The following is a 21,813-nucleotide window of genomic DNA, read 5'->3' on the forward strand; positions in this document are numbered from 1 at the left end:
GGATCAAACTCTCCGTAAAAGAACAAACTCTTCACAGAGCAATAATGATACCGGCCAGACCAAAACATCCAACTTCAGTCCGTCCAAAAACAACCCCCAGCAGAACAAACCAACCAACCCACAACGGGCCAACCAGTCCACCCCACCAAAGGCACAAAACATTTGGCATTGACTATCAAGCACACTGTTGAGTTCTCAAACAACCGACGCACACATCCGAACCAACCGAAATCCCGGCGGCCCGCTCAGGGCGACTCGTCAAACGTATCAGACCGAATTCTGTTTCCCAAATCCCTCGAAAGTGATCTGAGCCGCAGCTACGATTCCGATATCCCCACCAGATCGGGAGCGCACGAAGCACCCGGTAGATCTGAAGTGAGTTTCCGCCTCGGGACCGGCCAGCCCGCGTCTTCCGCGGTTCCTGTCCGTACCTCCCTTTCGGGCGAACGACCAGAACATTACGGGAGGGGGTCCTCGGAGTCAAAGCCAGGAGACGGTGACGACGGCCACACCAGTGCGTTCACCCTCCCAAAGGCCAAGTGACGACCACTCCGACCTGCTCGCACGCCATGCCCTGACCCCCTCCGGGCCGGCCGGGACGGCCTCTCCGTCGATCGTTCACCAAGGAACCGCCGCCGAGACGGCCGCTTGGTAATTTTTCGTTCAGATTTCGCCATCTTCGCCCAGGACGCGGTCGGCCACCGCGAACGCGTGGTTGGCGCTCGGCACCGAGCAGTAGATCGCCGTCTGGAGCAGCACCTCGCCGATCTCGTCCGCCGTCAGGCCGTTCCGCCGGGCGGCCCGGACGTGCATCTCCAGCTCGTCCCAGTGCCCTCCGGCCACCAGCGCCGTGAGCGTCACGGCCGAGCGCGTCCGCCGGTCCAGCCCCGGCCGCGTCCAGATCTCGCCCCACGCGTACCGCGTGATGAGGTCCTGGAAGTCCTGGGTGAAGCCCGTCGTGCGCGCGATCGCGCGGTCCACGTGCTCGTCCGAGAGCACCTCGCGCCGCACGCGCATGCCCTCGCCGTGCACCCGGTCCGCACCGTGGCCGGCACCCTCGCCACCGGCTTCCGGGCCGCTCACCACCACGCGACCGTCCCCGTCCACGTCGCCCGCCCCGCTCGCGTCACCGCTCACCTCCCGGATCTCCTCCCCCTGCGGTCCCGGCAGCCCCATCAGCTCCGCGATCACCCGGGCCACCTCCGCGGGCTTCTCGGCCGGGGGGAGGTGCGCGGCGTCGTCCAGCACCCGCAGCGTGCCCCGCGGGACGCCGGCGGAGATCTCCTCGAGGCTCGCCACGGGAGTCGGCCGGTCGTGCCGCCCGGCGACGGCGGCCACGGGCACCTCGATCTCCCGCAGCCGGTCCCGGACGTCGAACCCGGCCAGCGCACGGCAGACGGCCGCGTAGCCGAACCGATCGGCGACCTGCAACGACGCGAGCAACCGTGTCGTCACGTCGGGGCGTCTCGCGATGAAGCCCGGTGCGAACCACCGCTCGGCGGATCCGCTCACCTGTGTCGGTGTTCCGGCCACCGCGACGAGGTCGGCCCGCTCCTGCCACGCCTCGGGCGTCCCGATCCGCGCCCCCGTGCTGATCAGCGTGGCTCCGGCGACGCGCTGCGGGGCGTCCAGCAGGAGCTGCAGCCCGACGGCCCCGCCCACCGAGTCCCCGGCATACCAGAACGGTGCGCCCGCGTCCCCGCGCTCCCGCTGCGCCTCGACGGCGACGTCGAGCACGCCGGAGGCCAGGTCGGCCATGGTGAGCCCGGCACATGCGGCCGGACCGTCGAGCATCGGCGACGTCCCGTGCCCGGGCAGGTCCCAGCCGACGACGTCGGCGTGCGGGGACAGCAGCACCGCGACGTCCTGCCAGAGCGCCGCGGCCGACGTGCCCAGCGACGGCCCGAGCACGAGCAAGGGCCGCGAGGCGTCCCGCAGCACGAACCGGACGGCACCGAGAGTGGGGGGCGAGGTGGTCATCGTGCTCCTAGCTCTGTCGCGGACTCGTGCGGTCACCCGTCGACGTCGTGGCGGACCTGCCAGGTGAACGCCCGCCGCTCGGCGTGTCCGACACCGCCGGGTAGCGCGCCAGCACACGGTCCACGAGTGCCTCGGGAACGCCGGTGTCCCCGCCCTCCGCCGCACCCAGCCCGGCAGTCAGGTTGGCGGACGCCACCGCGGGGTCCACGGACAGCCCGTCCAGCAGCTCGGCCGCGAGCGCCGCGGCGCCCACGGCGTGCCGGGCCAGGTCGCGCAGCGCGGGCCACTCGGCGTGCCAGGCGCCGTCGGGGCGCTCGTCGACGGCGAGCCCGGCCGCGGTGTGGAGGGTCTGGAGCGCACCCGGCGCGGCGAGCGCGGAGCGGCGCAGCAGGAGCGAGAGCACCGGGTTCTGCTTGTGGGCCATGGTCGACGACGCGCCGCGCCCGGGAGCGGACGGTTCGTGCAGCTCTCCGGCGCGGACGCCGGTGAGGACGTCGGAGGCGAGCTTGCCGAGCGCGGCGCACACCTCGGCGAGGGCCGCGCCCGTCTGCAGCACGGGAAACCGGGTGACGTGCCAGGGTGCGGCCGAGACCGAGAGCCCGAGGCAGAGGGCCCAGGCGTCGACGACGTCGAACCGCACCTGGGCGGGTCCGGCCATCTTGTCCAGCGTTCCGGCCGCTCCGCCCCAGGCGACGGGCTGGTCGAGCCAGGTCAGGGAGGCGTCCGCCTCGGCCGTGGCCTGGAGCCAGGTCGCGGCGCGCGCGCCGAACGTCGTCGGGACGGCGGGTTGGGCCAGGGTGCGCGCGAGGACGGGGGTGGAGCGGTGCTCGCGGGCGAGGGCCGCGAGCGCGGTGCGGGCCCGTCGCAGGTCGTCGCGGACGTGGCCGACGGCGTCGGTGACGACGAGCATCAGGGCCGTGTCGACGACGTCCTGGCTGGTGAGGCCGGTGTGCAGGGCCTCGGCGGAGCCGTGCGGGGCCTCGGCAGGCAGCGCTTGGCGCAGCCGTCGCACGAGGGGCATCACGGGGTTGCCGGTCTCGGAGGACTCCTCCGCGAGCGCGGCCGCGAGCCGGCGCGCCTCGTCGGTGGCGGGACCGTGCAGGTGTCCTGCGCCGCCGAGCAGGGTCTCCGCGGCGTGCACCGTCGCGTCGTGGACCGTGGCAGGGACGAGTCCGAGGCCGGCCTGTGCCTCCACCCATGCGGTCTCCGCCTGGAGCATCCCGCGGAGCACGGCGACGTCGTCGGTCAGTTCCTGCGCGGGCCCGTGCAGGCCGGGGGTGAGCAGGCCGGTGTCGGTCACGGTGCTCGTCCGCCGTCGTCGTCGGGAACCACCGGGTCAGTCACGGGGATCGAAGCCTCCGAAGTCCAGGAACACCGTCTCGTCGGCACCCTGCAGGCGGATGTCGAAACGCAGCGAGCCGTCGGGCTCGCGCTCGCACCTCACGGTACGACGGCGGTCGGGGTCGAGCCCGTCCAGAAACGTGCCCTCGGGCTCATGCTGCGGGAGGTAGGCGCGGGTGAAGAGCCGGTCGGGCAGGCCGCGGGCGAAGATCGTGACGGCGAAGAAGGGCGGGGGCGCGACGACGCCGTCGCCGGACGGGAGCGGGCCGGGTTCGAGCGTGCGGAACCAGTAGCCGCCCTCACGGTCGGTGCCGGCACGGCCCCAGCCGGTGAACCGGCCGTCGCGGGCGACGTGGCCTCCGGTGCGGACGGGCTCGCCCGCGGGAGTGGCTCCCCAGATCTCGATCAGGGCGTCGGGGACGGGTGCGCCGGCGCCGTCGGTGACGGTGCCGTGCAGGCGGACCGCGCCGCGCGTGCCGGGCTCGACGATCTCGTTGCTCCTGTCGTACGAGAGCGCGAAGTCGAAGAACGGCCCCACGGTCTGACCGGCGGTGGGCCGGAGACGGCCCGGGCCGTCGTCGCCGGCCGAGAAGCCGGCGAGGCCCCGCCTCACGCGCGGCTCACTCATCGTCGTCCTCCTCCGGGCGGTCCTGCTCGGTCACGGTGCGCTCGCCGCCGGTCAGGACGATGTCCCAGCGGTAGCCGGTCGCCCACTCGTGGCTGGTGACGTCGTGGTCGTAGACCGCGATCAGCCGGTCGCGGGCCTTCGCGTCGGGGATGGTCTGGAAGATCGGGTCGAGGGGGAACAGCGGGTCGCCCGGGAAGTACATCTGGGTCACGATGCGCTGCGTGAAGTCCGTCCCGAACAGGGAGAAGTGGATGTGCGCGGGCCGCCACGCGTTGAAGTTGTTCTTCCACGGGTACGGGCCGGGCTTGATGGTCTGGAACCGGTACCAGCCGTCGTCGTCGGTCAGAGTGCGGCCGACGCCCGTGAAACCCGGGTCGAGCGGCGCGGGGTGCTGGTCGCGCTTGTGCAGGTAGCGCCCGGCGGCGTTGGCCTGCCAGATCTCGACGAGCTGGCGGCGCACCGGGCGACCGTCACCGTCCACGACCCGTCCGGTCACGACGATGCGCTCGCCGATCGGCTCGCCGTCGCGCTGGACGGTCAGGTCCGCCTCCAGCGGCGCCACGTCGCGCTCGCCGAACACCGGCGCGAACAGCTCGATCGTCTCGGGGTCGGCCAGGTGCAGCGACTTGGTCGGGTGGCGCAGCAGGGTGCTGCGGTACGGCGGGTAGTCCAGGCGGGAGCTCAGCTCCTCGGGCGCGCCGGCGGCGAGGCCGGCGCGGTACTCGCCCTCGGTCCGCCGGATCTCCGCGGTGATCTCGGACTGCGGCCCGGCCGCCGTGTCGAGCCGGGTGTCGGGCCGGGTGGCCTGCTCCCCGGCCCCGTCCCGGGTGGCCTCGTCGCCGGCAGGCGCGCCGGTCCCGGACCCGGCCGCCGTGCCCGTACCGTGCTCGCCCACGCCGTCTGGCGGTCTCTGTCGCGTCGTACTCACGTTGCGCCCTCCATCTCAGATCGCTCCCCAGCCGGTGTAGCCCTCGGCCAGGAACTTCCGCCCGGCCTCCGACTCCGCCAGCGTGCGCAGCTCGGCCACCCGTCGCCGAGCCTCGAAGCCCGACTCGCCGGGATGGGAGTGCAGCATCCGGCTCATCCAGGCCGAGAAGTTCTGCGCCCGCCAGACCCGGCGGCCCGCACGCCGCCCGTACTCGTCCAGCACGTCGTCGTCGCCCGTGCGCCGCCACTCCGACAGGACCTCGTGCAGCACGACGACGTCCGCGAGCGCCAGGTTCAGCCCCTTGGCGCCGGTGGGCGGGACGGTGTGGGCGGCGTCGCCCGCGAGCAGCATGCGGCCGTGCCGCACCGGTTCGACGACGGACGAGCGGAACCGCAGCACGGTGCGCTCCTCGACGGGGCCCTCCCGCAGCGCGAACCCGTCCGGTCCGGCGACACGCGCCTGGAGCTCGGCCCAGATCCGCTCGTCGTCCCAGGCCGTGGGGTCCTCGTCCGGGTCGCACTGGAAGTACAGCCGCTGGTGGGTCGGAGTCCGCTGGGAGATCAGGGCGAAGCCGCGGTCCGACGCCGTGTAGACGAGCTCGGGTGCGCTGCGCGGCGCCTCGACGATGACGCCGAACCACGCGTACGGGTACTCGTACGTGGAGGAGCGGCGCACGGCCTCCGGCAGCACGTGCCGGCACACCGAGCGGGAGCCGTCGGCTCCGACGAGGATGTCGGCCCGCAGCTCGTGGCGGGTGCCGCCCGCCTCGTAGACGACGCCGGGCGTGGTCGTGCCGAGGCCGGCGACGTCGATGACGGCGGCGCCGTAGCGGACGTCGCCGCCGTCGGCGGCCCGCCGGGCGGCGAGGTCCTTGAAGACCTCCGTCTGCGGGTAGAGCCAGACGGCGTCGCCGACGAGGCCGGCGAAGTCGATCCGGTGCATCTCGCCGTCGAACCGCAGGTCGATGCCTTCGTGCCGGTCGCCCTCGCGGAGCACTCGGTCCAGCCCGATGTCCACCAGGGTCCGCACCGAGGCGGCCTCCAGGATGCCGGCGCGGTGGGTGTTCGCGATCTCGTCGCGCGTGCGTGACTCGAGCACGACGTGGTCGACGCCGTCGCGCGCGAGCAGGGCGGACAGGAGCAGCCCGGCGGGCCCGCCGCCGACGATCGCCACCCGGGTGCGCTCGGTCGTCATGACGTGACCTCCGGCGCCGGCGCCCCGGCCGGCCGTAGCGGGAGCGCGAGCAGCTCGGCCAGCTCGGCGTGCGTGAGGCCGAAGGTCTCCACGACGACGGCGCCCCCGGGGCCGACGTCGATCACCGCGAGGTCGCCGTAGATCCGGGACACGCAGCCCACGCCGGTCAGCGGCAAGGTGCACTCCTGCACGAGCTTGGGCCGGCCGTCCTTGGTCAGCAGCGTCATCATGACCACGCTGCGCCGGGCACCGACGGCGAGGTCCATCGCACCGCCCACCGCGGGGACGGCCCCGGGCGTACCGGTGGACCAGTTCGCCAGGTCGCCCGCGACCGACACCTGGAAGGCTCCCAGCACGCACACGTCGATGTGGCCGCCCCGCATCATGGCGAACGAGTCCGCCTGGTGGAAGTACGAGGCTCCTGGCAGTGCGGTGACGGGCGCCTTGCCCGCGTTGATCAGCTCGGGGTCGGCGTCTCCCGGGGCCGGGGCCGGCCCCATGCCGAGCAGGCCGTTCTCGGTGTGCAGTGTGATGCCCGTGCCCTCCGGCAGGTGGTCGGCCACCAGGGTGGGCAGGCCGATCCCGAGGTTCACGTAGGAGCCCGGCGCGATGTCGGCGGCGACCCGCGCGCCCATCTCCGCCCTCGTCAGCGGGGCACTGCGCGTCGCCCGCCCCGTCGTCGTGCCGCTCACGACACCTCCTCCCCCGCCCGCGCCGCGCCGGCACCCGCGACGCCCGTCGGTCCGTCCAGCCGCACCACGGTGTCCACGTAGATCCCCGGTGTCACCACGGTCTCCGGATCCATGCCGCCCGTCGGCACCACCTCGCGGACCTGGACCACGGTCCGCGAGGCCGCGGTCGCCATCACCGGGCCGAAGTTCCGAGCCGTCCTGCGGTACGTGAGATTGCCGGCGCCGTCGGCGCGATCCGCCTTGACGAGAGCCACGTCGGCGGCGAGGGGCGACTCGAAGACCATCGGGACACCGCCGACCTCACGGGTCTCCTTGCCCTCGGCGAGGGGAGTGCCGTAGCCGGTCGGCGTGAAGAACCCACCGAGGCCGGCACCCGCGGCACGGATGCGTTCGGCGAGGTTGCCCTGCGGGACCAGTTCGAGCTCGATCTCCCCCGCCCGGTAGGCGGCGTCGAAGTGCCAGGAATCGACCTGTCGCGGGAAGGAGCAGACGATCCGGCGCACCCGGCGTCGCGCGATGAGGCGGGCCAGGGCGTCCTCGCCGTTGCCGGCGTTGTTGGAGACGACGACGAGGTCGGTCGCCGCGCTCTCCAGCAACGCCTCGACGAGCTCCACCGGCTGGCCCGCCGGCCCGAATCCACCGATCATCACGGTGGACCCGTCGGCCACCTCGCCGAGCGCGGCACGTGCCGTGTCCACGACGCGCGTCATCCCGAGGCCTCGGTGTTCTCCAGCACCACGGCCAGGCCCTGACCGACACCGATGCAGATGGCCGCGACACCCCACCGGGCGTGCTCCGCCCGCAGCCGCCTGGCCAGCGTGCCGAGCACGCGCGTCCCGGAGGCACCGAGGGGATGCCCGACGGCGATCGCGCCGCCCCAGGCGTTGACGATCGCCGGGTCGATCCTCCACGCGTCGACGCACGCCAGCGCCTGCGCGGCGAACGCTTCGTTGAGCTCCACGGCACCGATGTCGCCCCAGCTCACACCGGAGCGCTCCAGCGCCCGGTCCGCGGCCTCGACCGGCGCGTAACCGAAGTACTGCGGCTCGCAGGCCACCGCCGCCCGGCCCGCCACGCGCGCCAGCGGCCGCAGGCCCGTCAGCTCCTCCGCGCCCTGCGAACCGAGCAGCACGACGCTCGCGCCGTCGGTCAGCGGGGAGGCGTTCCCCGCCGTCACGGTGCCGTCGGGACGAAAGCTCGGCGCGAGGGCGGCAAGCTTCTCCGGCGTGCTGCCCGGGCGGATCGGCTCGTCGCGCACCAGCGGCTCCCTGCCGGCACCCGGACCGGTGTAGGCCGCCACGAGATCGTCGTAGCGGCCGGCCTCCCACGCCTCGTGCGCGAGACGGTGCGACCGCAGCGCGAACTCGTCCTGGCGCTCGCGGGAGATCCCGAAGCGTTCCCGCAGGCGTTCGGTGCCCTCCCCCATGGAGACGGTCCAGTCGGGTTCCATGCGGTCGTTGACGAGCCTCCAGCCCAGCGTGGTGGAGACCAGCTCGAGGTTCCCGGCGGGGAAGGCCCGCTCCGGCTTGGGGACCACCCAGGGGGCACGGCTCATGGACTCGACGCCGCCCGCGAGCACGACGTCGGCGTCGCCGGACTCGATGGCCCGGGCGCCCTGGATCGCCGCGTCGAGGGCCGATCCGCACAGGCGGTTGACGGACACGGCGGGCACGGTGACCGGCAGGCCGGCGAGCAGGACGGCCATGCGCGCGACGTCGCGGTTGTCCTCGCCCGCACCGTTGGCGTTGCCGAGCATCACGTCGTCGATCCGGGCGGGGTCGAGCGCTCCGGCACGACGGACCTGCTGGTCCAGCACGAACGCGGCGAGGTCGTCCGGGCGTGCGCCCGCGAGCGCCCCGCCGTACCGGCCGAACGGGGTCCGGACCGCGTCGTACACGAATGCCTGCCTCATCGCACCATCCTGTTCGCTCAACGAACTTTTGTTCTTTACGCGCACACCGAGATTATCACCCGGTCCCGGGGGCTACGGAACTCGTCGCAGGTCCGCCTCGATCTCGGCCGCCGTCTTGCGCAGCGGCGCCAGGATCTCCGCGATGATCGTGTCCACGTCGCCGCGCCGGACCGGGGCCGAGACGTTGACGGCCGCGACGGTCGCGCCGTCGGCCCCGCGCAGCCCGACGGCCAGCGAGCGCAGCCCTTCCTCCAGCTCCTGGTCCACGAACGCGTAGCCCTGCTCCCGGACCCGCTCCAGCTCGGCGCGGAGGCCCTCGGGGGTGGTGAGCGTCCGCGAGGTCAGTGGCGACAGCTCGGCCCGTGCGAGGAAGTCGTCGCGGACGGCGTCGGGCGAACCCGCCAGGACCGCGCGGCCCATGGACGTCGCGTAGGCGGGAAAGCGCGTCCCCACGCGGATCGCCGCGCTCATGATCCGGTGGGTCGCCACCCGGGCCACGTAGACGACGTCCGTACCGTCCAGCACGGCGATCGAGGTGGACTCACCGACCTGCTCGCTCAGCGCCTCCAGGTGGGGCTGAGCCACTTCCGGCAGCGTCAGCCCCGACAGGTAGGCGTAGCCGAGCTCCAGGGCGCGCGGACGCAGCGTGAAGCTCCGCCCGTCCGTGGCGACGTAGCCCAGCTCGACCAGGGTGTGCAGGAACCGGCGCGCCGACGCGCGGCTCAGGCCCGTCTCCCGGGCGACCTCGCTGAGGGTCATGGCCGGGTGCGCCGCGCCGAAGGCACGGATCACGGCCAGGCCCCGTTCGAGCGACTGGACGAACTCGCCCTGCCGGCTCCCGCCGCCCTCGGTTCCTGGTGCGCTCACGGTCACTCGCCTCTCCCTGCTCGGATGACGCGTCGCCGCGCCGGTGGTCGGTCAGTGGGTCAGGTGGGCGTCGGCCACGGACCGCACTCCCTGCTTCGCCGCCTGGATCAACTCGTAGACGTGGGTGCGCAGCCGGGCGAACTCGGGCTCCGACCGGGTCTCGAGCTGACTGCGCTCCGCGCCCAGGCCGACCCGGACGTCCTCCAGCATCACGGTAGGCCGCGCGGACAGCACGAGCACACGTTCGGCCAGGTAGATCGCCTCATCGATGTCGTGGGTCACGAACACCACGGTGACGCCGAGGCGCTTCCACAGAGCGCGGACGAGATCCTCCAGGTCGAACCGGGTCTGCGCGTCGACGGCCGCGAACGGCTCGTCCATGAGCAGCACCTGCGGCTCGTACGCCGCCGCCCGGGCGATCGCGACGCGCTGCTGCATGCCGCCCGAGAGCTGCCACGGGTACGAGTCCGGCACGTCGCCCAGGCCGACGGCGTCGAGCGTCGTGGCGACCAGTTCCCGTCGCCGGGCCTTGCCCAGCCGCTTCTCCTGCAACGGCAGCTCCACGTTCTGCGCCACCGTGAGCCACGGGAACAGCGAACGGCCGTACTCCTGCAGCACGACGGCCATCCCGGCGGGCGGCGCGCTCACGAGGTCGCCAGCGAGCCGCACCTCCCCCGCGGTGACGGGCAGCAGTCCGGCCAGGCAACGCAGGAGCGTGGTCTTGCCCGCACCGGACGGGCCGACGACGCAGACCAGCTCCCCCGTCGCGATCTCGAACGACAGGTCGGCGATCGCCTCGACCTCGCCGCCGGAGCCCGCGTAGACCTTGTTCAGGTGGTCGACGGCGAGCATGGTTCCTTCTGACATCTCAGGCACCTCCGCGCTGGGACTGCAGGTACCCGTGGTACCAGGCGAGAGTCCGGTCGGTGACGAGCCGGAAGATCTGGGCGAGCAGCAGGCCGAGGAGCCCGAGCAGGATCACTCCGGACCACATCTCGGGGACGGCGAAGCTGCGCTGGAACTGGACGATCGAGAAGCCGAGCCCGTCCTTGGCGGCGAACATCTCGCTGATCACCATGAGGATGATCCCGATCGACAGGCCCTGCCGGGCGCCCGTGACGATCTGCGGCGCGGCGCCGGGCAGGATCAGCTTCGTCAGGAGCGCGAGCCGGCCCAGACGGTAGGCCCGGGCGGTGTCCCGCAGCACGGGGTCGAGACCCCGGACGCCCTCGACCGTGTTCAGCAGGATGGGCCAGACCGTGCCGAACGCGATGACGACCACCTTCATCGTGGTGTCGATGCCGAAGAAGAGCACCAGCACCGGGACCATGATCGGCGGCGGTAGCGCCCGGAAGAACTCGAGCACCGGCTCCGCGAACGCGCGCAGGGCGCGGGACGAGCCGATCGCCACACCGGCCAGGATCCCGACGACGCCCGCCACCACCAGCCCGGCGAGCAGCCGGCCGATGCTCGGCAGGACGTCGTGGACCAGGCGGGAGTCGGCCACGCCCTCGCCGCCGGTGCCCAGCCAGGTGGGGGCGAACGTGTCGAGGACGTCGGCGAGCGGAGGGTTGAAGTAGGAGGTGCTGTTCGCGGTCGTGAACCACCAGACGACCAGGATCACCAGCGGCAGGAACAGGGTCCAGCCGACGTCCGCCAGCAGGCGGACGGCGGGACGCCGCCGGGTCCCGGCGGACGGACGACGACGCGTCGCGGGCGCGCTCATGCCGCGGCCTCCCCTCGGACGGACGGGTGCCAGAACAGAGCACGGGCCTCGACGGACCGCGCCAGCAGATTGAGGACCAGCCCGAGCAGGCCAGCCACCACGACCAGCGCGTACATGGACGGATAGGCACCCGAGTCGCGCGCGACCCCCAGGAGTTTCCCGATCCCCGGCGTGCCGAGCAGCATCTCGCCCGTCACGGTGAGGATGAGGGCCACCGACGCGCCGAGGCGCAGGCCCGTCATGGCGTACGGGAGCGCCGTGGGCCAGATGAGGGTGCGCACCCGCGCCCAGAGGGAGAAGCGGTAGGAGCGGGCGGTGTCGGACGCCACCGGGTCGATGTCCTGCACGCCTGCCAGGACCTGGACGAGCACCTGCCAGAAGCTGGCGTAGACCACCAGGACGAGCGTCGACTCCATCCGGCCCGGCCCGACGATCAGCACCACCGCCGGGATCAGCGCGACGGACGGGACCGGTCGCAGGAACTCGATCGTCGAGGAGGTGAGCTTGCGGAGCACGGGAACCATGCCGATGACGACACCGAGAAGGACGCCTGCGGCCAGCGAGATGGCCAGGCCGGTGATCCAGGTGGTGAGCGTCTGGCCGAGGGCGACCCAGAACTCCGGCGTCGCGAGCCGCTGCCCGAGCGCCTGGCCGATCCGCGAGGCGGGCGGGAGAAAGCGCGCGTCCACGAGGCCGGTGCGCGGTACGAGCTCGAGCACGGCCAGGAACGTCACGATCCCGGCCGCGCCCAGCGCCCAGGCCGGGACCCGGGCGCCGGAACGGGGCATGGCGCGAGAGGTCACGGCAGCAGCGCTGAGGTGTCGAGCTCTTCTTCGACCAGGCCGTACTCGAGGGCGAGGTCGGCGAGGGTCCGGAAGGAGTCGGCCGACATCTCGGTGTCGAACCGGGGCATCACCATCGACTCCTTCACCTCGGGGTCGATCTCCGTGTAGCCGTCGAGGATCTCCCGGGTCTCGTCCGGGTGCTCCTGGGCGTAGGTCAGCGACTCGGTCAGTCCGGCCTGGAACGCCTCGAGCGTCTCGGGGTCCTCGGCGACGAGCTGCTCGCTCGTGAAGTAGGCGGCGATCATCAGCTCGGGATCGGTCTCGGCGTAGTTCGACGACACCAGTTCGGCGCCCTGGTCTTGGGCGATGGTCAGGAACGGCTCCAGGATCCACGCGGCGTCCACGTCCCCGTTCGCGACGGCGGCGGGCATGTCGGGGAAGCCCATCTCGACGAAGTCGATCTTGCTGGGGTCGCCACCGGCCTCCGCGACGACGTCGCGGATCGTCGAGTCGCCGATGTTGTTCAGGGTGTTGACCGCCACCGTCGCTCCTTCGAGCCCGGCGGCGTCCTTGATGTCCGAGTCCGCGCCGACGACGACGCCGCCGAAGTCGTTGCCGGACTCGCCGGTGGTGAAGTTGCCCGGCCCGACCACCTTGAGCGGAACGCCCTGACTCACCCCGACGAGGAGGGAGGTGACGTTGCTGAAGCCGAACTCGTACTCCCCGGAGACGACGGCCGGCACGATCGCCGCGCCGCCCTGGGCGAGCTCGAGGTTGAGATCGAGCCCCTGGTCCTCGAAGAAGCCCTGTTCCTGACCCAGGTAGATCGGTGCGACGTCGACGATCGGGATGACCCCGACGGTGACCTCGGTGAGCCCGCCTCCGCCGCCGGCGGGCTCGGGCTGGTCCTCCCCGCCGCTGCACGCGGCCAGGGTCAGTGCGACGGCCGCTCCGGCGGCCACGGACGAGACGATGCGACTCACGGTTGTTCTCCCTTGAACATGCTCGGTACCACTCGCGGCCGCGACCGCTGCGATCGCACACCGAACGAGTGTGCTCACAGAGAACGTATCGAGGGCGGAGTCGTGCCGTCAACCGTTCTGGCGTCGGGAGCGGCCGGGTGACGGGCGACCTGGTGGGCAAGCCCTTCGCGGCCCCTGGCACGCGAAAGGCCCCGTACCAAGCGTCTACTTGGTACGGGGCCGAAAGTGCGCCCGGAGGGATTCGAACCCCCAACCTTCTGATCCGTAGTCAGATGCTCTATCCGTTGAGCTACGGGCGCCTACCGATGCCATTCACCGCTCCAGCCGCTCACACGGCCGAACGACGAGAACACTACCGTCTCACCACCAGGTTCCCAAACCGAAATCCCGGCGAGTGAGGGACAACACCCATCCACCCCGCCAACCCGTGCAGCACGCACCTTCACCGCAAGGATGGGCGCGTAACCCACCAGCCGTCCACCACCGCAGGTCGCGACAGCATCCGAGTAAGGGGCTGGTGCGAAGCCTCGGACCGGGGTGTGGGGGCTGCACCCCCACAAGAACTGGCGGGGTGAGGAGCCCTACAACGTAGGCACACCCCACCCATCGCCGCAGCGGAGACGGCGGGATTTGAACCCGCGAACGGCTTGCACCGTTACCACCTTAGCAGGGTGGCGCACTAGGCCTGACTATGCGACGTCTCCTCGCGACAGCCACCCTGGGGCGGCGAGCGCGCAGCCCACAGTACCTGCCACAACCACCGTCCGGCAAAGTGGATCCTGGGCCGCAGGCCACGCCGTGCATCACACCCCAGCTATTGGGGACGCCGTCAATACTCCAGTACCGTCACTCCATGGACTACGACGTCTTGATCATCGGGTCGGGCTTCGGCGGCAGCGTCGCCGCGCTGAGGCTCACCGAGAAGGGCTATTCGGTCGGCGTGATCGAGGCGGGCCGCCGTTTCGCGGACCACGAGTTCGCCAAGAACAACTGGCACCTGAAGGACTACGTCTGGGCGCCGAGGCTCGGCTGCTACGGGATCCAGCGCATCACCCTCCTGCGCAACGTGCTGTGCCTGACGGGCAACGGCGTCGGCGGCGGATCGCTCGTGTACGCGAACGTGTCCTACCGGCCCGGCAACGACGCCTTCTTCCGCGACCCGGCCTGGGCCGACATCACCGACTGGAAGTCCGAGCTGGACCCCTACTACGACCAGGCGGCCAGGATGCTCGGAGTGACCACGTATCACGGCGACTCGCCCGCGGACCGCCTGATCCGCGACGTCGCCGGCGACATGGGGGTCGCCGACACGTTCCGGCCCACCGACGTCGCCGTCTACTTCGGTCCCGGTGGCGCCTCCCGGCCCAGCCCCGACGAGACGTTCGACGACCCGTTCTTCGGGGGCGCGGGGCCCCGGCGCACCGGCTGCCGGGAGTGCGGCGAGTGCATGACGGGATGCCGGCACGGCGCCAAGAACACGCTCGTCAAGAACTACCTGTACCTCGCCGAGCGGGCCGGGGCCGAGATCCGTCCGCTCACCACGGTGCACGCCGTCCGCCCGCGGCACGACGGCGGCTACGCGATCCTCACCCATCGCACCGGCCGACCGCGCAAGGACCGCCGGCAGCTCACCGCCCGCCAGGTGGTCTTCGCCGCGGGCACGCTGGGCACCCAGGACCTGCTGCACCGCATGAAGGCCGACGGCGTGCTCCCCCGCATCTCGGACCACCTGGGCCACCTGACGCGGACCAACTCCGAGTCCCTGGTCGGCGCGGTCACCAAGAAGGTCTCCGACGTCGACTACTCACGAGGTGTCGCCATCACCTCCTCGATCTTCCCCGACGAGCACACGCACGTGGAGCCCACCCGGTACGGCAAGGGGTCCAACCTGATGGGCGCCCTCGTCACCCCGCTCGTCCCCGGCGACAGGCCCTTGCGCGCGCTGCGCTGGGTCGGCGTGCTGCTCCGGCACCTCACGTGGCTCCAGGTCCTGGTGGACTACCGGCGCTGGTCCGAGCGCGCCGTCATCGCCCTCGTCATGCAGAGCCACGACAACTCGCTGGACGCCTACCTGCGCCGCGGGCCGTTCGGCCGGAGGCTCGCGACGCGGCAGCCCGCGGAGAAGCCGAACCCCGAGTGGACCCCGGAGGGCCACGCGACCGCCCGGCGGATGGCCGAGCGGATGGGGGGCGTCGCGGGGAGCATCGTGACGGAGCCGCTCGGCGCCCCGATGACCGCCCACATCCTGGGCGGCTGCACCATCGGCTCGTCGCCGGAACGCGGCGTCGTCGACCCGTACCTGCGCATGTACGGCCACGAGGGCCTGCACGTCATGGACGGCACCACGATCTCGGCGAACCTCGGCGTGAACCCGTCCCTCACGATCACGGCCCAGGCGGAGCGCGCCTGCGCCCTGTGGCCCAACAAGGGGGACGACGACGGCCGCCCCGCCCTGGGCGCCCCCTACCGGCGCGTCCGTCCCATCAGCCCGGCCCGTCCCGCCGTCCGCGACTCCGCGCCGGCCGCGCTCCGGCTGCCGATCGTCGACATCACCTGAGTCCCACGCTCCCCGGCTCCGACCATCAGCCATCGACCACGTCATCCTGCGGGGTGGAAACGCGACCAGCCCGCGGGATGACGTGTTCGGCTGGTTCCTGCGGGGCCGGCCGATCCGGCATGACGAAGGCCCCGGGACCATGGGTCCCGGGGCCTTCACCTGCGCGGAGGGCGAGGGATTCGAACCCCCGGTGCGTTGCCGCACAACGGTTTTCAAGACCGTCACATTAGGCCGCTCTGTCAGCCCTCCCGGTGCCGCACAGTCTAAACGGCGGACTGCCCTGGTGAGCAGCCCGCCGCGACCTCCAGCGGGTCAGGCAGCCGGCCCCGGGCCGCCGGCCCGGTGGCGAAGCCGCCCACGGGCCAGGGTGCACGGCCGGGGACGGCTGAGCCCGGCGGCGGCGCCGGAAAGCAGTATCAGGCTTGCTTGCCGGCCCGTAGCTGGCGCATCGCGAGCTGCACGAGGGCGATGAGCGTCTGCTTGGTCGCCGCGCGCGAGCGGGCGTCCGTGTAGAGCATCGGCACGTGCTCAGGGATCTGGAGCGCCTCGCGGACATCCTCCAGGCGATGCTTCGCCACACCGTCGAAGCAGTTCACACCGACCACGAACGGGATGTTGCGCGACTCGAAGTAGTCGATCGCCGGGAAGCACTGCTCCAGGCGGTCCGTGTCGACGAGCACGACCGCACCGATCGCGCCGCGCACCAGGTCGTCCCACATGAACAGGAAGCGGTCCTGGCCCGGCGTACCGAACAGGTAGAGCCACAGGTTGCCCGGCAGCTCCACACGGCCGAAGTCCATCGCCACCGTGGTGGTCGTCTTGCGGTCGGTCACACCACCGGCGTCGTCCACACCCACCGAGTGCTCCGTCATCGCGGCCTCGGTGTTGAGCGGCTCGACGTCGGAGATCGAGCCGATGAACGTCGTCTTGCCGACGGCGAAGCCACCGGCGACGACGATCTTCACCACGGTCGGTGCGGTGCGGTCGGAGGCAGGCTGCGCGCCGGCCCCCGGCTGACCGGACGGCGGCTGCTGGACGACCGGCGGGGCGGGCTGCGCGGCCTGGGCCGGACGCGGCTCCGCGGACGGAGCCGCGGACGCTGACCCGCCACCACCGCCGAGGACGCTCTGCCGGGCCGGCGTACCCGTCGCGGAATCGGACACCGGCGCCCAGTTCGGGCCGGCGCCGGTCCCGTTGCTAGAGGGCGGAAATGCCATTCAGAACACTCTCCAAGACACTGAGCGACAGGCCCGAGTTCGAGCTTCCATGGCCTGTGTGGACGTTGACGGGGGTCGAGGTGTGCACCGTGACGTGCCCTTCCTCCTGCATGTCCGCCACAAGGATGCGGACGACGCCGAGAGGCAGCCGAAGGAGGGCGGAGAGCTCGGCGATGGACACGTACGTGTGCGCGGCGTGCTGGAGGATCGCGCGCTTCTCCGGAGGAAGGCCCTGGCCGCTCACCGCGCCGGGCATCACCTCGACGAGGGCCTCGAGCGGCAGGTCGGACATGGCCGACCGCACACGGCCTCCGGTGACCGCGTAGGGGCGGACCGTCGATGTCTCATGGACATCGGCGGACCCCTGGGAACCGAAAGGTGCGTACGTCATCGTCTCTGCCTCATCCCACGTTTGCGGCTCGGGTCTGGCCGTCCACCGGGAGGCTGCCACGCATCTCCGAGATCAGCTGCGGCGTGAGGGTGGCCTCGGTGCGGGACACCAGGAGAGCCATCTCGTAGCCGATCAGACCGATGTCGCAGGTCGCTTCCGCGACGACGCCCAGGACGGAACCGTTGGACACGTTCATCAGAAAGAGGAACCCGTTGTCCATCTCGATGATCGCCTGGCGCACATTCCCGCCGTTGAGCTGGCGGGCGGCGCCGCGAGTAAGGCTCGACATTCCGGAGACGATGGCTGCCAGCTGGTCGCCGCTGGTGCGGTCGAGCTGGTCGGACATCGCCATGAGCAGACCGTCGGCGGACACCACGAGCGTGTGGCGGCTACCGGGAACGGTTCGCACGAAGTTGTCGAGCAGCCACCCGAAATTGGTTGCTTCGGTGCTGAGGGTCACTTCTGGTTCCTCCTAGTCAGAATCCACAGACGCGCTTGTCACCGCGGCTGCGGCGCTGAGTCAGGGACATCATTCATCGTCGAGGGTGCCCACGTCGAGCCCCCCTCGTCGTAGTTACCGGGATCGTGCTCTGTCCCGCTCTGGTCCACGGCTTCCTCCCGGCCGCGGACGGTGGCCGACTGGAAGGCCGACAAGCGTGAGCGGAGCTGCTCGGGGTCGCGTTCGATGCGAGCCGAGTGGTTCTCCGCGGCCGGGTCCGCCCCCGTCCCGGACGCGCCGCGGGTACGGCGCGTGAGTCCGGCGTGGGGGTCCGAGGCGGAGACCGTCTCGGGCCGGTAGGAGTTCGCGGTCTCGGTCTTCACATCGTCTTCCTGGTACGCCCCCCGGTTCAGGAGGCTGGTCATTTCCTCGTACAGGGTGGCCGAGGCCATCCACTCCGACCGGGCTTCCACCGAGTCGCGGACGTACTCCGGGTCGAGCGGGTCCTGGCCGTCGCGGTCCGAGCCCAGGGACCGCTCCGCGAGCGGAGCCGGTTCGCCGTACGAGGCAGGCTCGTACACCGCACCGGTCTGCTGCGGCTCACGGAGCTCGGAGAATCCTCGGGGCGGCAGCGTGGGCGACGCCGGCGCCTCGGGCGCCCGGACTGCCGCGTGCGCGCCGGTGCCTGTCGGCGGGCGGGTCGCGTCGGCCGGGGGCAGGGGCACGGCCTCAGTGGCCGGCCCGCCCCTCAGCGGCATGGCCGCCTGCGAGACGCGCGGGTCCACCGGGCTGGTCGCGGGCGCCGGGGCGGGGACCGAGGCGCGCGGGACAGCCGATGTGTTCGCGTCCACCACCGCGTGCGCTCGGGTCTCCTCGATCGCCCGCAGGTAGCCCTCCTGGTAGCCGCGCTGGTAGGTCTCCTCCGGCACCGGTGCCGGCGCCGGGGCGCCGTAGCCGGCCGGAGGCGGCGGCGGAGCCTGCTGAGGGCTCGGCGCGGGCGACGCCTGCTGCGGAGGCGCGGGGTAGGAGCCCTGCGGCGCCGCGGAGACGTGAGGCTGCGGAGCAGACATCGGCTGCGCGCCGGGCTGGACGTCCGGCTGGTAGGCACGAAGCTCACCGGTGGCCGGCTGGCCGGGCCTGCGCCCGAACAGCCCGCGCTTGTTGCCGGCAGGCTTCGGGTCCCGCACCGAACGACGGCTCGGGAGGTCCTGCATGAGCTCCTCGAACGCCGGCAGTGCCTCGTAGCGGCCGTCGTCGTCCGGGGCCTCGGCCCCGAAGCCTGCCGACGACGGCACGTGGCCGGGTCGGACCTGCGGCTGCTGCGCCGTCATCGGGCGCTGCTGCGGTACACCGTTGGTCGGGGGGCGCGTGCTGCCCGCCGCCGCCGGGAACCGCATGATGTCCGTGTCCGGGCCGCCGGGCAGCGAGGCCGGGTCCGACGTGATCGGGTCGAGCTGCAGCGACTGCGACTCCGCCCCGTCGATGGTGTTCATCGACCGGAAGCTGGAGAAGAGGGCGCTGCGCTGGTCCACGTTCACCGGGGCCGGGGAGGTCTCCTCGAACACCGGGTCGGCCGCGGCCGCCGCGGCGTCGGCCTCCTCCTGCTGCTTGCGGGCCGACGCGCGGCTCGGCAGCGAGTTGCCCCTCGTCACCTCTTGCGGAGGTGTCCAGGCAGGGCCCTCGCCCGGTGCCATCTCCGGCATGGTCGGCGTCTGGAGCTCCGGCAGCACGATGGATCCGGTCGGCGTCGTGCGCATGCCGGTCGACGGGCCGTTCCCCGGCAACGCCTGCCGACGACGCGGCATGCCCAGGGCGGTCGTGCCGTCGGTGAGCGCATCGATGTCGACCGGCGTCGCGAGCGGCGGCTCCGGCTGCTGGAGCCGGCTCGCCGGGGGCATGGCCATGGCACCCGTCGGAGCGCCGAGCTGCGGCTGCTGACGCGGCGCGGCCTGTGCGGGCTCGGCCGCTCCCGCCAGGGGGAACGACGTCGTGCCCGGGGCGGCGGGCGGCATCGGGGCCGAGCCCTCCGGGATCGTGCCCACCCGCGCGGCGGCAGCCTGCGTGGAGGCCTCCAGCGGATCGGTGGGCTGCGGCAGCGGCATCGAGCTGTCCGGCAGGAAGAGCATGGCGGGGAAGCGCACCGCGACCATCGTGCCGGTGCCCTCCGACCCGGTCCCGAACTCCACGGTCGCACCGAGCCGGTCGGCGAGGCGGCCGACCACGAAGAGGCCGAGACGCTGGGCGCCGACCGCGTCGGACGCGGCGTGGCTGGCGACCTTGGAGTTGGCCTCCGCGATCTCCTCGGGGGTCATGCCGAGGCCGTGGTCGCGGACGGACACCAGGACGTGGTCCTCGGTCCGCTCGGTCGCGACCTCCACCGGGGTGTGCGGCTCGGAGAAGTTCGTCGCGTTCTCGAGGAGCTCGGCCAGCAGGTGCGCGGCGTTCAGCGCGTTGTGGCCCAGCATCATCGGGTCGACCACGAGGTTCAGGCGCACCCGGTCGTACAGCTCGATCTCGGAGGACGCCGTACGGATGACGTCGGAGACCGGCATCGGCTGGCGCACCCGGCGACCGGAGTCGATGCCGGCGAGAACCAGCAGGGACTCCGCGTTGCGGCGCATCCGGGTCGCGAGGTGGTCGAGACGGAAGAGGTTCGACAGCGTGGTCGGGTCTTCCTCGGAACGCTCCAGGTCGTCCAGGAAGGCGAGCTGACGGTTCAGCAGCACCTGGTCACGACGCGCCACGTTGACGAACATCTCGGCGATGGAGCCACGCAGGGCCGCCTGTTCCTGGGCGACCTCGATCGTGGTGCGGTTCACGTCGTTGAACGCCGCGGCCAGCTGGCCGATCTCGTCCGCGGACTCGATGCTGATCGGGTCGAGGTCCATCGTCGGGCCCTGCCCGGGGACGGACACCTGCTCCACCAGGGTGGGCAGGCGGTCACGGACGACACCGGCCGCCTGGGTCAGGCGGCGCAGCGGCGAGACCAGGCGGCGGGCGATGACGAGCGCCGTGATGATGGAGAACGCCAGTGAGCCGATGGCGATACCACCGGTGATCAGCGCCGTGTTGAAAGCTTCGCGGGCCTGCGACTCGGCGACGCTCAGCGCGTCCTCGCGGACCTCGTCGCGGACGACGCGGGTCTCCTCGACCCACTTCGCGGACTCCTCGCCGAACGTCGCGGCGAGTGCCTGGTTCTGGATCAGGCCCTCCTCCTCGCCCTGCAGGAGGAGCGTGCGGACGGTTCCGAGGGAGCCGTCCATCGGGGGGACCTGCCGCTCGCCCGGGATCTTCTCGAGCGCGGTGTTCGTCTCTTCTTCCTGGATGTCACCCAAGGTGACCTGCTCAAGAGCACGCAGGACGGTCGAGCGGTCCACCTCGTCGCCGGTAGCCTGCGCGATCGCCGCGCTCGTGAGGAGATTGCCGATCAGCGGCCGCTCGTAGGTGTTGGTCAGCATCAGCTGGTCCATCAGCTGGTGCGCCCGGATCCGCTCACCGAGGTCGCGGTTCTCGGTGGTGTCCGCGAGCTGCGTCATCACGTCGACGGAGTCTTCGATGAAGATGTTGTACGCCCTGGTGACCTGCTGCTCGGCGATCACTTCGTCCTGGACCTTGCGCTGGACCTCGTAGACCTCGCTGCGGTCGTACATGGTCTGCTCGATGGCGGTCCGGACGCGCGGGTCGAGGAAGCTCGTGTCGAGCGTCTTGAACTTCTCGTCGCGCTCGTCAAGGGCCTGGTTCGTCTGCTCCTGTGCCGACGGGAGCGCATAGACGGTCTCGCCGTCCTTCTTGACGACCTTGCCCTCCTTCTGCTCGGGCAACCCCTTCAGGAGGACTTCCTTCGCCTCGTCGGCGGTGCAAGGGTCCTGGTTGGGGAGACATGGAGCAGACGCCGCGATGGTGAGCGCACGCTCCTGTGCGAACGCCGTACCCGCGTCGTCCTGCTCCTCGAGTGCCGCAACCAGTTCGGCGGTCTGTTGCGCACGAAGCGCCGACTCGATGGACGTCCAGGTGATGTACGCCGCCGCGATGATCATGACGAGGGCAGGCACGACAAGGGTCGCAAGAACTTTCCCGCGAACTCCCAACCTGCGGAACATGCGTACCTCTCTCCATCACTGTCCGCGAAACATCGTGAACTCGCTCTCGCGAGCCTCGACACTCTCGCGGAGT

Annotated in this window: 18 protein-coding genes and 3 tRNA genes; 1 reads left to right on the top strand and 20 read right to left on the bottom strand. The window is 71.7% G+C overall.

Annotated features, from left to right (window positions below; genetic code table 11):
- Window positions 1–663: 663 nt before the first annotated feature.
- From pcaDC to ACYU96_RS18900, 15 genes are all read right to left on the bottom strand, one after another.
- Complete coding sequence (pcaDC, locus tag ACYU96_RS18830) at window positions 664–1,980, bottom strand: bifunctional 3-oxoadipate enol-lactonase/4-carboxymuconolactone decarboxylase PcaDC (RefSeq protein WP_460757080.1); 1,317 nt, start codon at window positions 1,978–1,980, stop codon at window positions 664–666.
- Between the two features lie 7 nt (window positions 1,981–1,987).
- Window positions 1,988–3,280 (bottom strand): lyase family protein, encoded by a 1,293-nt coding sequence (locus ACYU96_RS18835; protein WP_460757081.1) that lies wholly within the window; start codon window positions 3,278–3,280, stop codon window positions 1,988–1,990.
- Window positions 3,281–3,316: 36 nt separating this feature from the next.
- Window positions 3,317–3,949, bottom strand: coding sequence for a protocatechuate 3,4-dioxygenase subunit alpha (gene pcaG, locus ACYU96_RS18840; RefSeq protein WP_460757083.1), 633 nt, complete (start codon window positions 3,947–3,949; stop codon window positions 3,317–3,319).
- Window positions 3,942–4,703: a protocatechuate 3,4-dioxygenase subunit beta gene (gene pcaH, locus ACYU96_RS18845; protein WP_460757661.1), complete on the bottom strand. Its 762-nt coding sequence runs from the start codon at window positions 4,701–4,703 to the stop codon at window positions 3,942–3,944. Before pcaH ends, pcaG begins: the two co-directional genes overlap by 8 nt.
- A gap of 189 nt (window positions 4,704–4,892) precedes the next feature.
- Window positions 4,893–6,071, bottom strand: a complete 1,179-nt coding sequence (locus ACYU96_RS18850) for a 4-hydroxybenzoate 3-monooxygenase (protein WP_460757085.1) — start codon at window positions 6,069–6,071, stop codon at window positions 4,893–4,895.
- On the bottom strand, window positions 6,068–6,763 hold the full coding sequence (locus ACYU96_RS18855; protein WP_460757088.1) for a 3-oxoacid CoA-transferase subunit B: 696 nt from the start codon (window positions 6,761–6,763) through the stop codon (window positions 6,068–6,070). Before ACYU96_RS18855 ends, ACYU96_RS18850 begins: the two co-directional genes overlap by 4 nt.
- A complete protein-coding gene (locus ACYU96_RS18860; protein ID WP_460757090.1) occupies window positions 6,760–7,473 on the bottom strand; it encodes a 3-oxoacid CoA-transferase subunit A in 714 nt (237 codons plus the stop codon). The genes ACYU96_RS18855 and ACYU96_RS18860 overlap by 4 nt, the downstream gene beginning before the upstream one ends.
- Complete coding sequence (locus tag ACYU96_RS18865; RefSeq protein WP_460757094.1) at window positions 7,470–8,675, bottom strand: thiolase family protein; 1,206 nt, start codon at window positions 8,673–8,675, stop codon at window positions 7,470–7,472. The genes ACYU96_RS18860 and ACYU96_RS18865 overlap by 4 nt, the downstream gene beginning before the upstream one ends.
- A 72-nt stretch (window positions 8,676–8,747) precedes the next feature.
- Window positions 8,748–9,542 (bottom strand): IclR family transcriptional regulator domain-containing protein, encoded by a 795-nt coding sequence (locus ACYU96_RS18870; RefSeq protein WP_460757096.1) that lies wholly within the window; start codon window positions 9,540–9,542, stop codon window positions 8,748–8,750.
- Window positions 9,543–9,593: 51 nt separating this feature from the next.
- Window positions 9,594–10,409, bottom strand: a complete 816-nt coding sequence (locus ACYU96_RS18875) for an ABC transporter ATP-binding protein (protein WP_460757099.1) — start codon at window positions 10,407–10,409, stop codon at window positions 9,594–9,596.
- Window position 10,410: 1 nt separating this feature from the next.
- The gene (locus tag ACYU96_RS18880) at window positions 10,411–11,268 is read right to left on the bottom strand and encodes an ABC transporter permease (RefSeq protein ID WP_460757102.1); all 858 of its coding nucleotides are present in this window, start codon (window positions 11,266–11,268) and stop codon (window positions 10,411–10,413) included.
- On the bottom strand, window positions 11,265–12,056 hold the full coding sequence (locus tag ACYU96_RS18885; RefSeq protein ID WP_460757104.1) for an ABC transporter permease: 792 nt from the start codon (window positions 12,054–12,056) through the stop codon (window positions 11,265–11,267). Before ACYU96_RS18885 ends, ACYU96_RS18880 begins: the two co-directional genes overlap by 4 nt.
- Window positions 12,057–12,067: 11 nt before the next feature.
- Entirely contained in the window at window positions 12,068–13,036 is a 969-nt protein-coding gene (locus tag ACYU96_RS18890) for an ABC transporter substrate-binding protein (RefSeq protein ID WP_460757107.1), read from the bottom strand.
- A gap of 226 nt (window positions 13,037–13,262) precedes the next feature.
- Window positions 13,263–13,335 (bottom strand) — tRNA-Arg (locus tag ACYU96_RS18895).
- 316 nt (window positions 13,336–13,651) lie between these two features.
- Window positions 13,652–13,740 (bottom strand) — tRNA-Ser (locus ACYU96_RS18900).
- Between the two features lie 149 nt (window positions 13,741–13,889).
- Between ACYU96_RS18900 and ACYU96_RS18905 the strand changes: the two genes are divergently transcribed.
- A complete protein-coding gene (locus ACYU96_RS18905; RefSeq protein WP_460757110.1) occupies window positions 13,890–15,593 on the top strand; it encodes a GMC family oxidoreductase N-terminal domain-containing protein in 1,704 nt (567 codons plus the stop codon).
- A 164-nt stretch (window positions 15,594–15,757) separates the two neighbouring features.
- Here the strand turns inward: ACYU96_RS18905 and ACYU96_RS18910 are convergent.
- The 5 genes from ACYU96_RS18910 to ACYU96_RS18930 form a co-directional block, all read right to left on the bottom strand.
- A tRNA-Ser gene (locus ACYU96_RS18910) sits at window positions 15,758–15,842 on the bottom strand.
- A 167-nt stretch (window positions 15,843–16,009) separates the two neighbouring features.
- A complete protein-coding gene (locus tag ACYU96_RS18915) occupies window positions 16,010–16,561 on the bottom strand; it encodes a GTP-binding protein (RefSeq protein WP_460757665.1) in 552 nt (183 codons plus the stop codon).
- 229 nt (window positions 16,562–16,790) lie between these two features.
- A complete protein-coding gene (locus ACYU96_RS18920) occupies window positions 16,791–17,201 on the bottom strand; it encodes a DUF742 domain-containing protein (protein WP_460757112.1) in 411 nt (136 codons plus the stop codon).
- A 10-nt stretch (window positions 17,202–17,211) separates the two neighbouring features.
- Window positions 17,212–17,661 (bottom strand): roadblock/LC7 domain-containing protein, encoded by a 450-nt coding sequence (locus tag ACYU96_RS18925; protein WP_460757115.1) that lies wholly within the window; start codon window positions 17,659–17,661, stop codon window positions 17,212–17,214.
- A gap of 38 nt (window positions 17,662–17,699) precedes the next feature.
- Entirely contained in the window at window positions 17,700–21,692 is a 3,993-nt protein-coding gene (locus tag ACYU96_RS18930) for a HAMP domain-containing sensor histidine kinase (RefSeq protein ID WP_460757118.1), read from the bottom strand.
- Between the last annotated feature and the right edge of the window lie 121 nt (window positions 21,693–21,813).

The organism is Myceligenerans cantabricum (assembly GCF_054777735.1).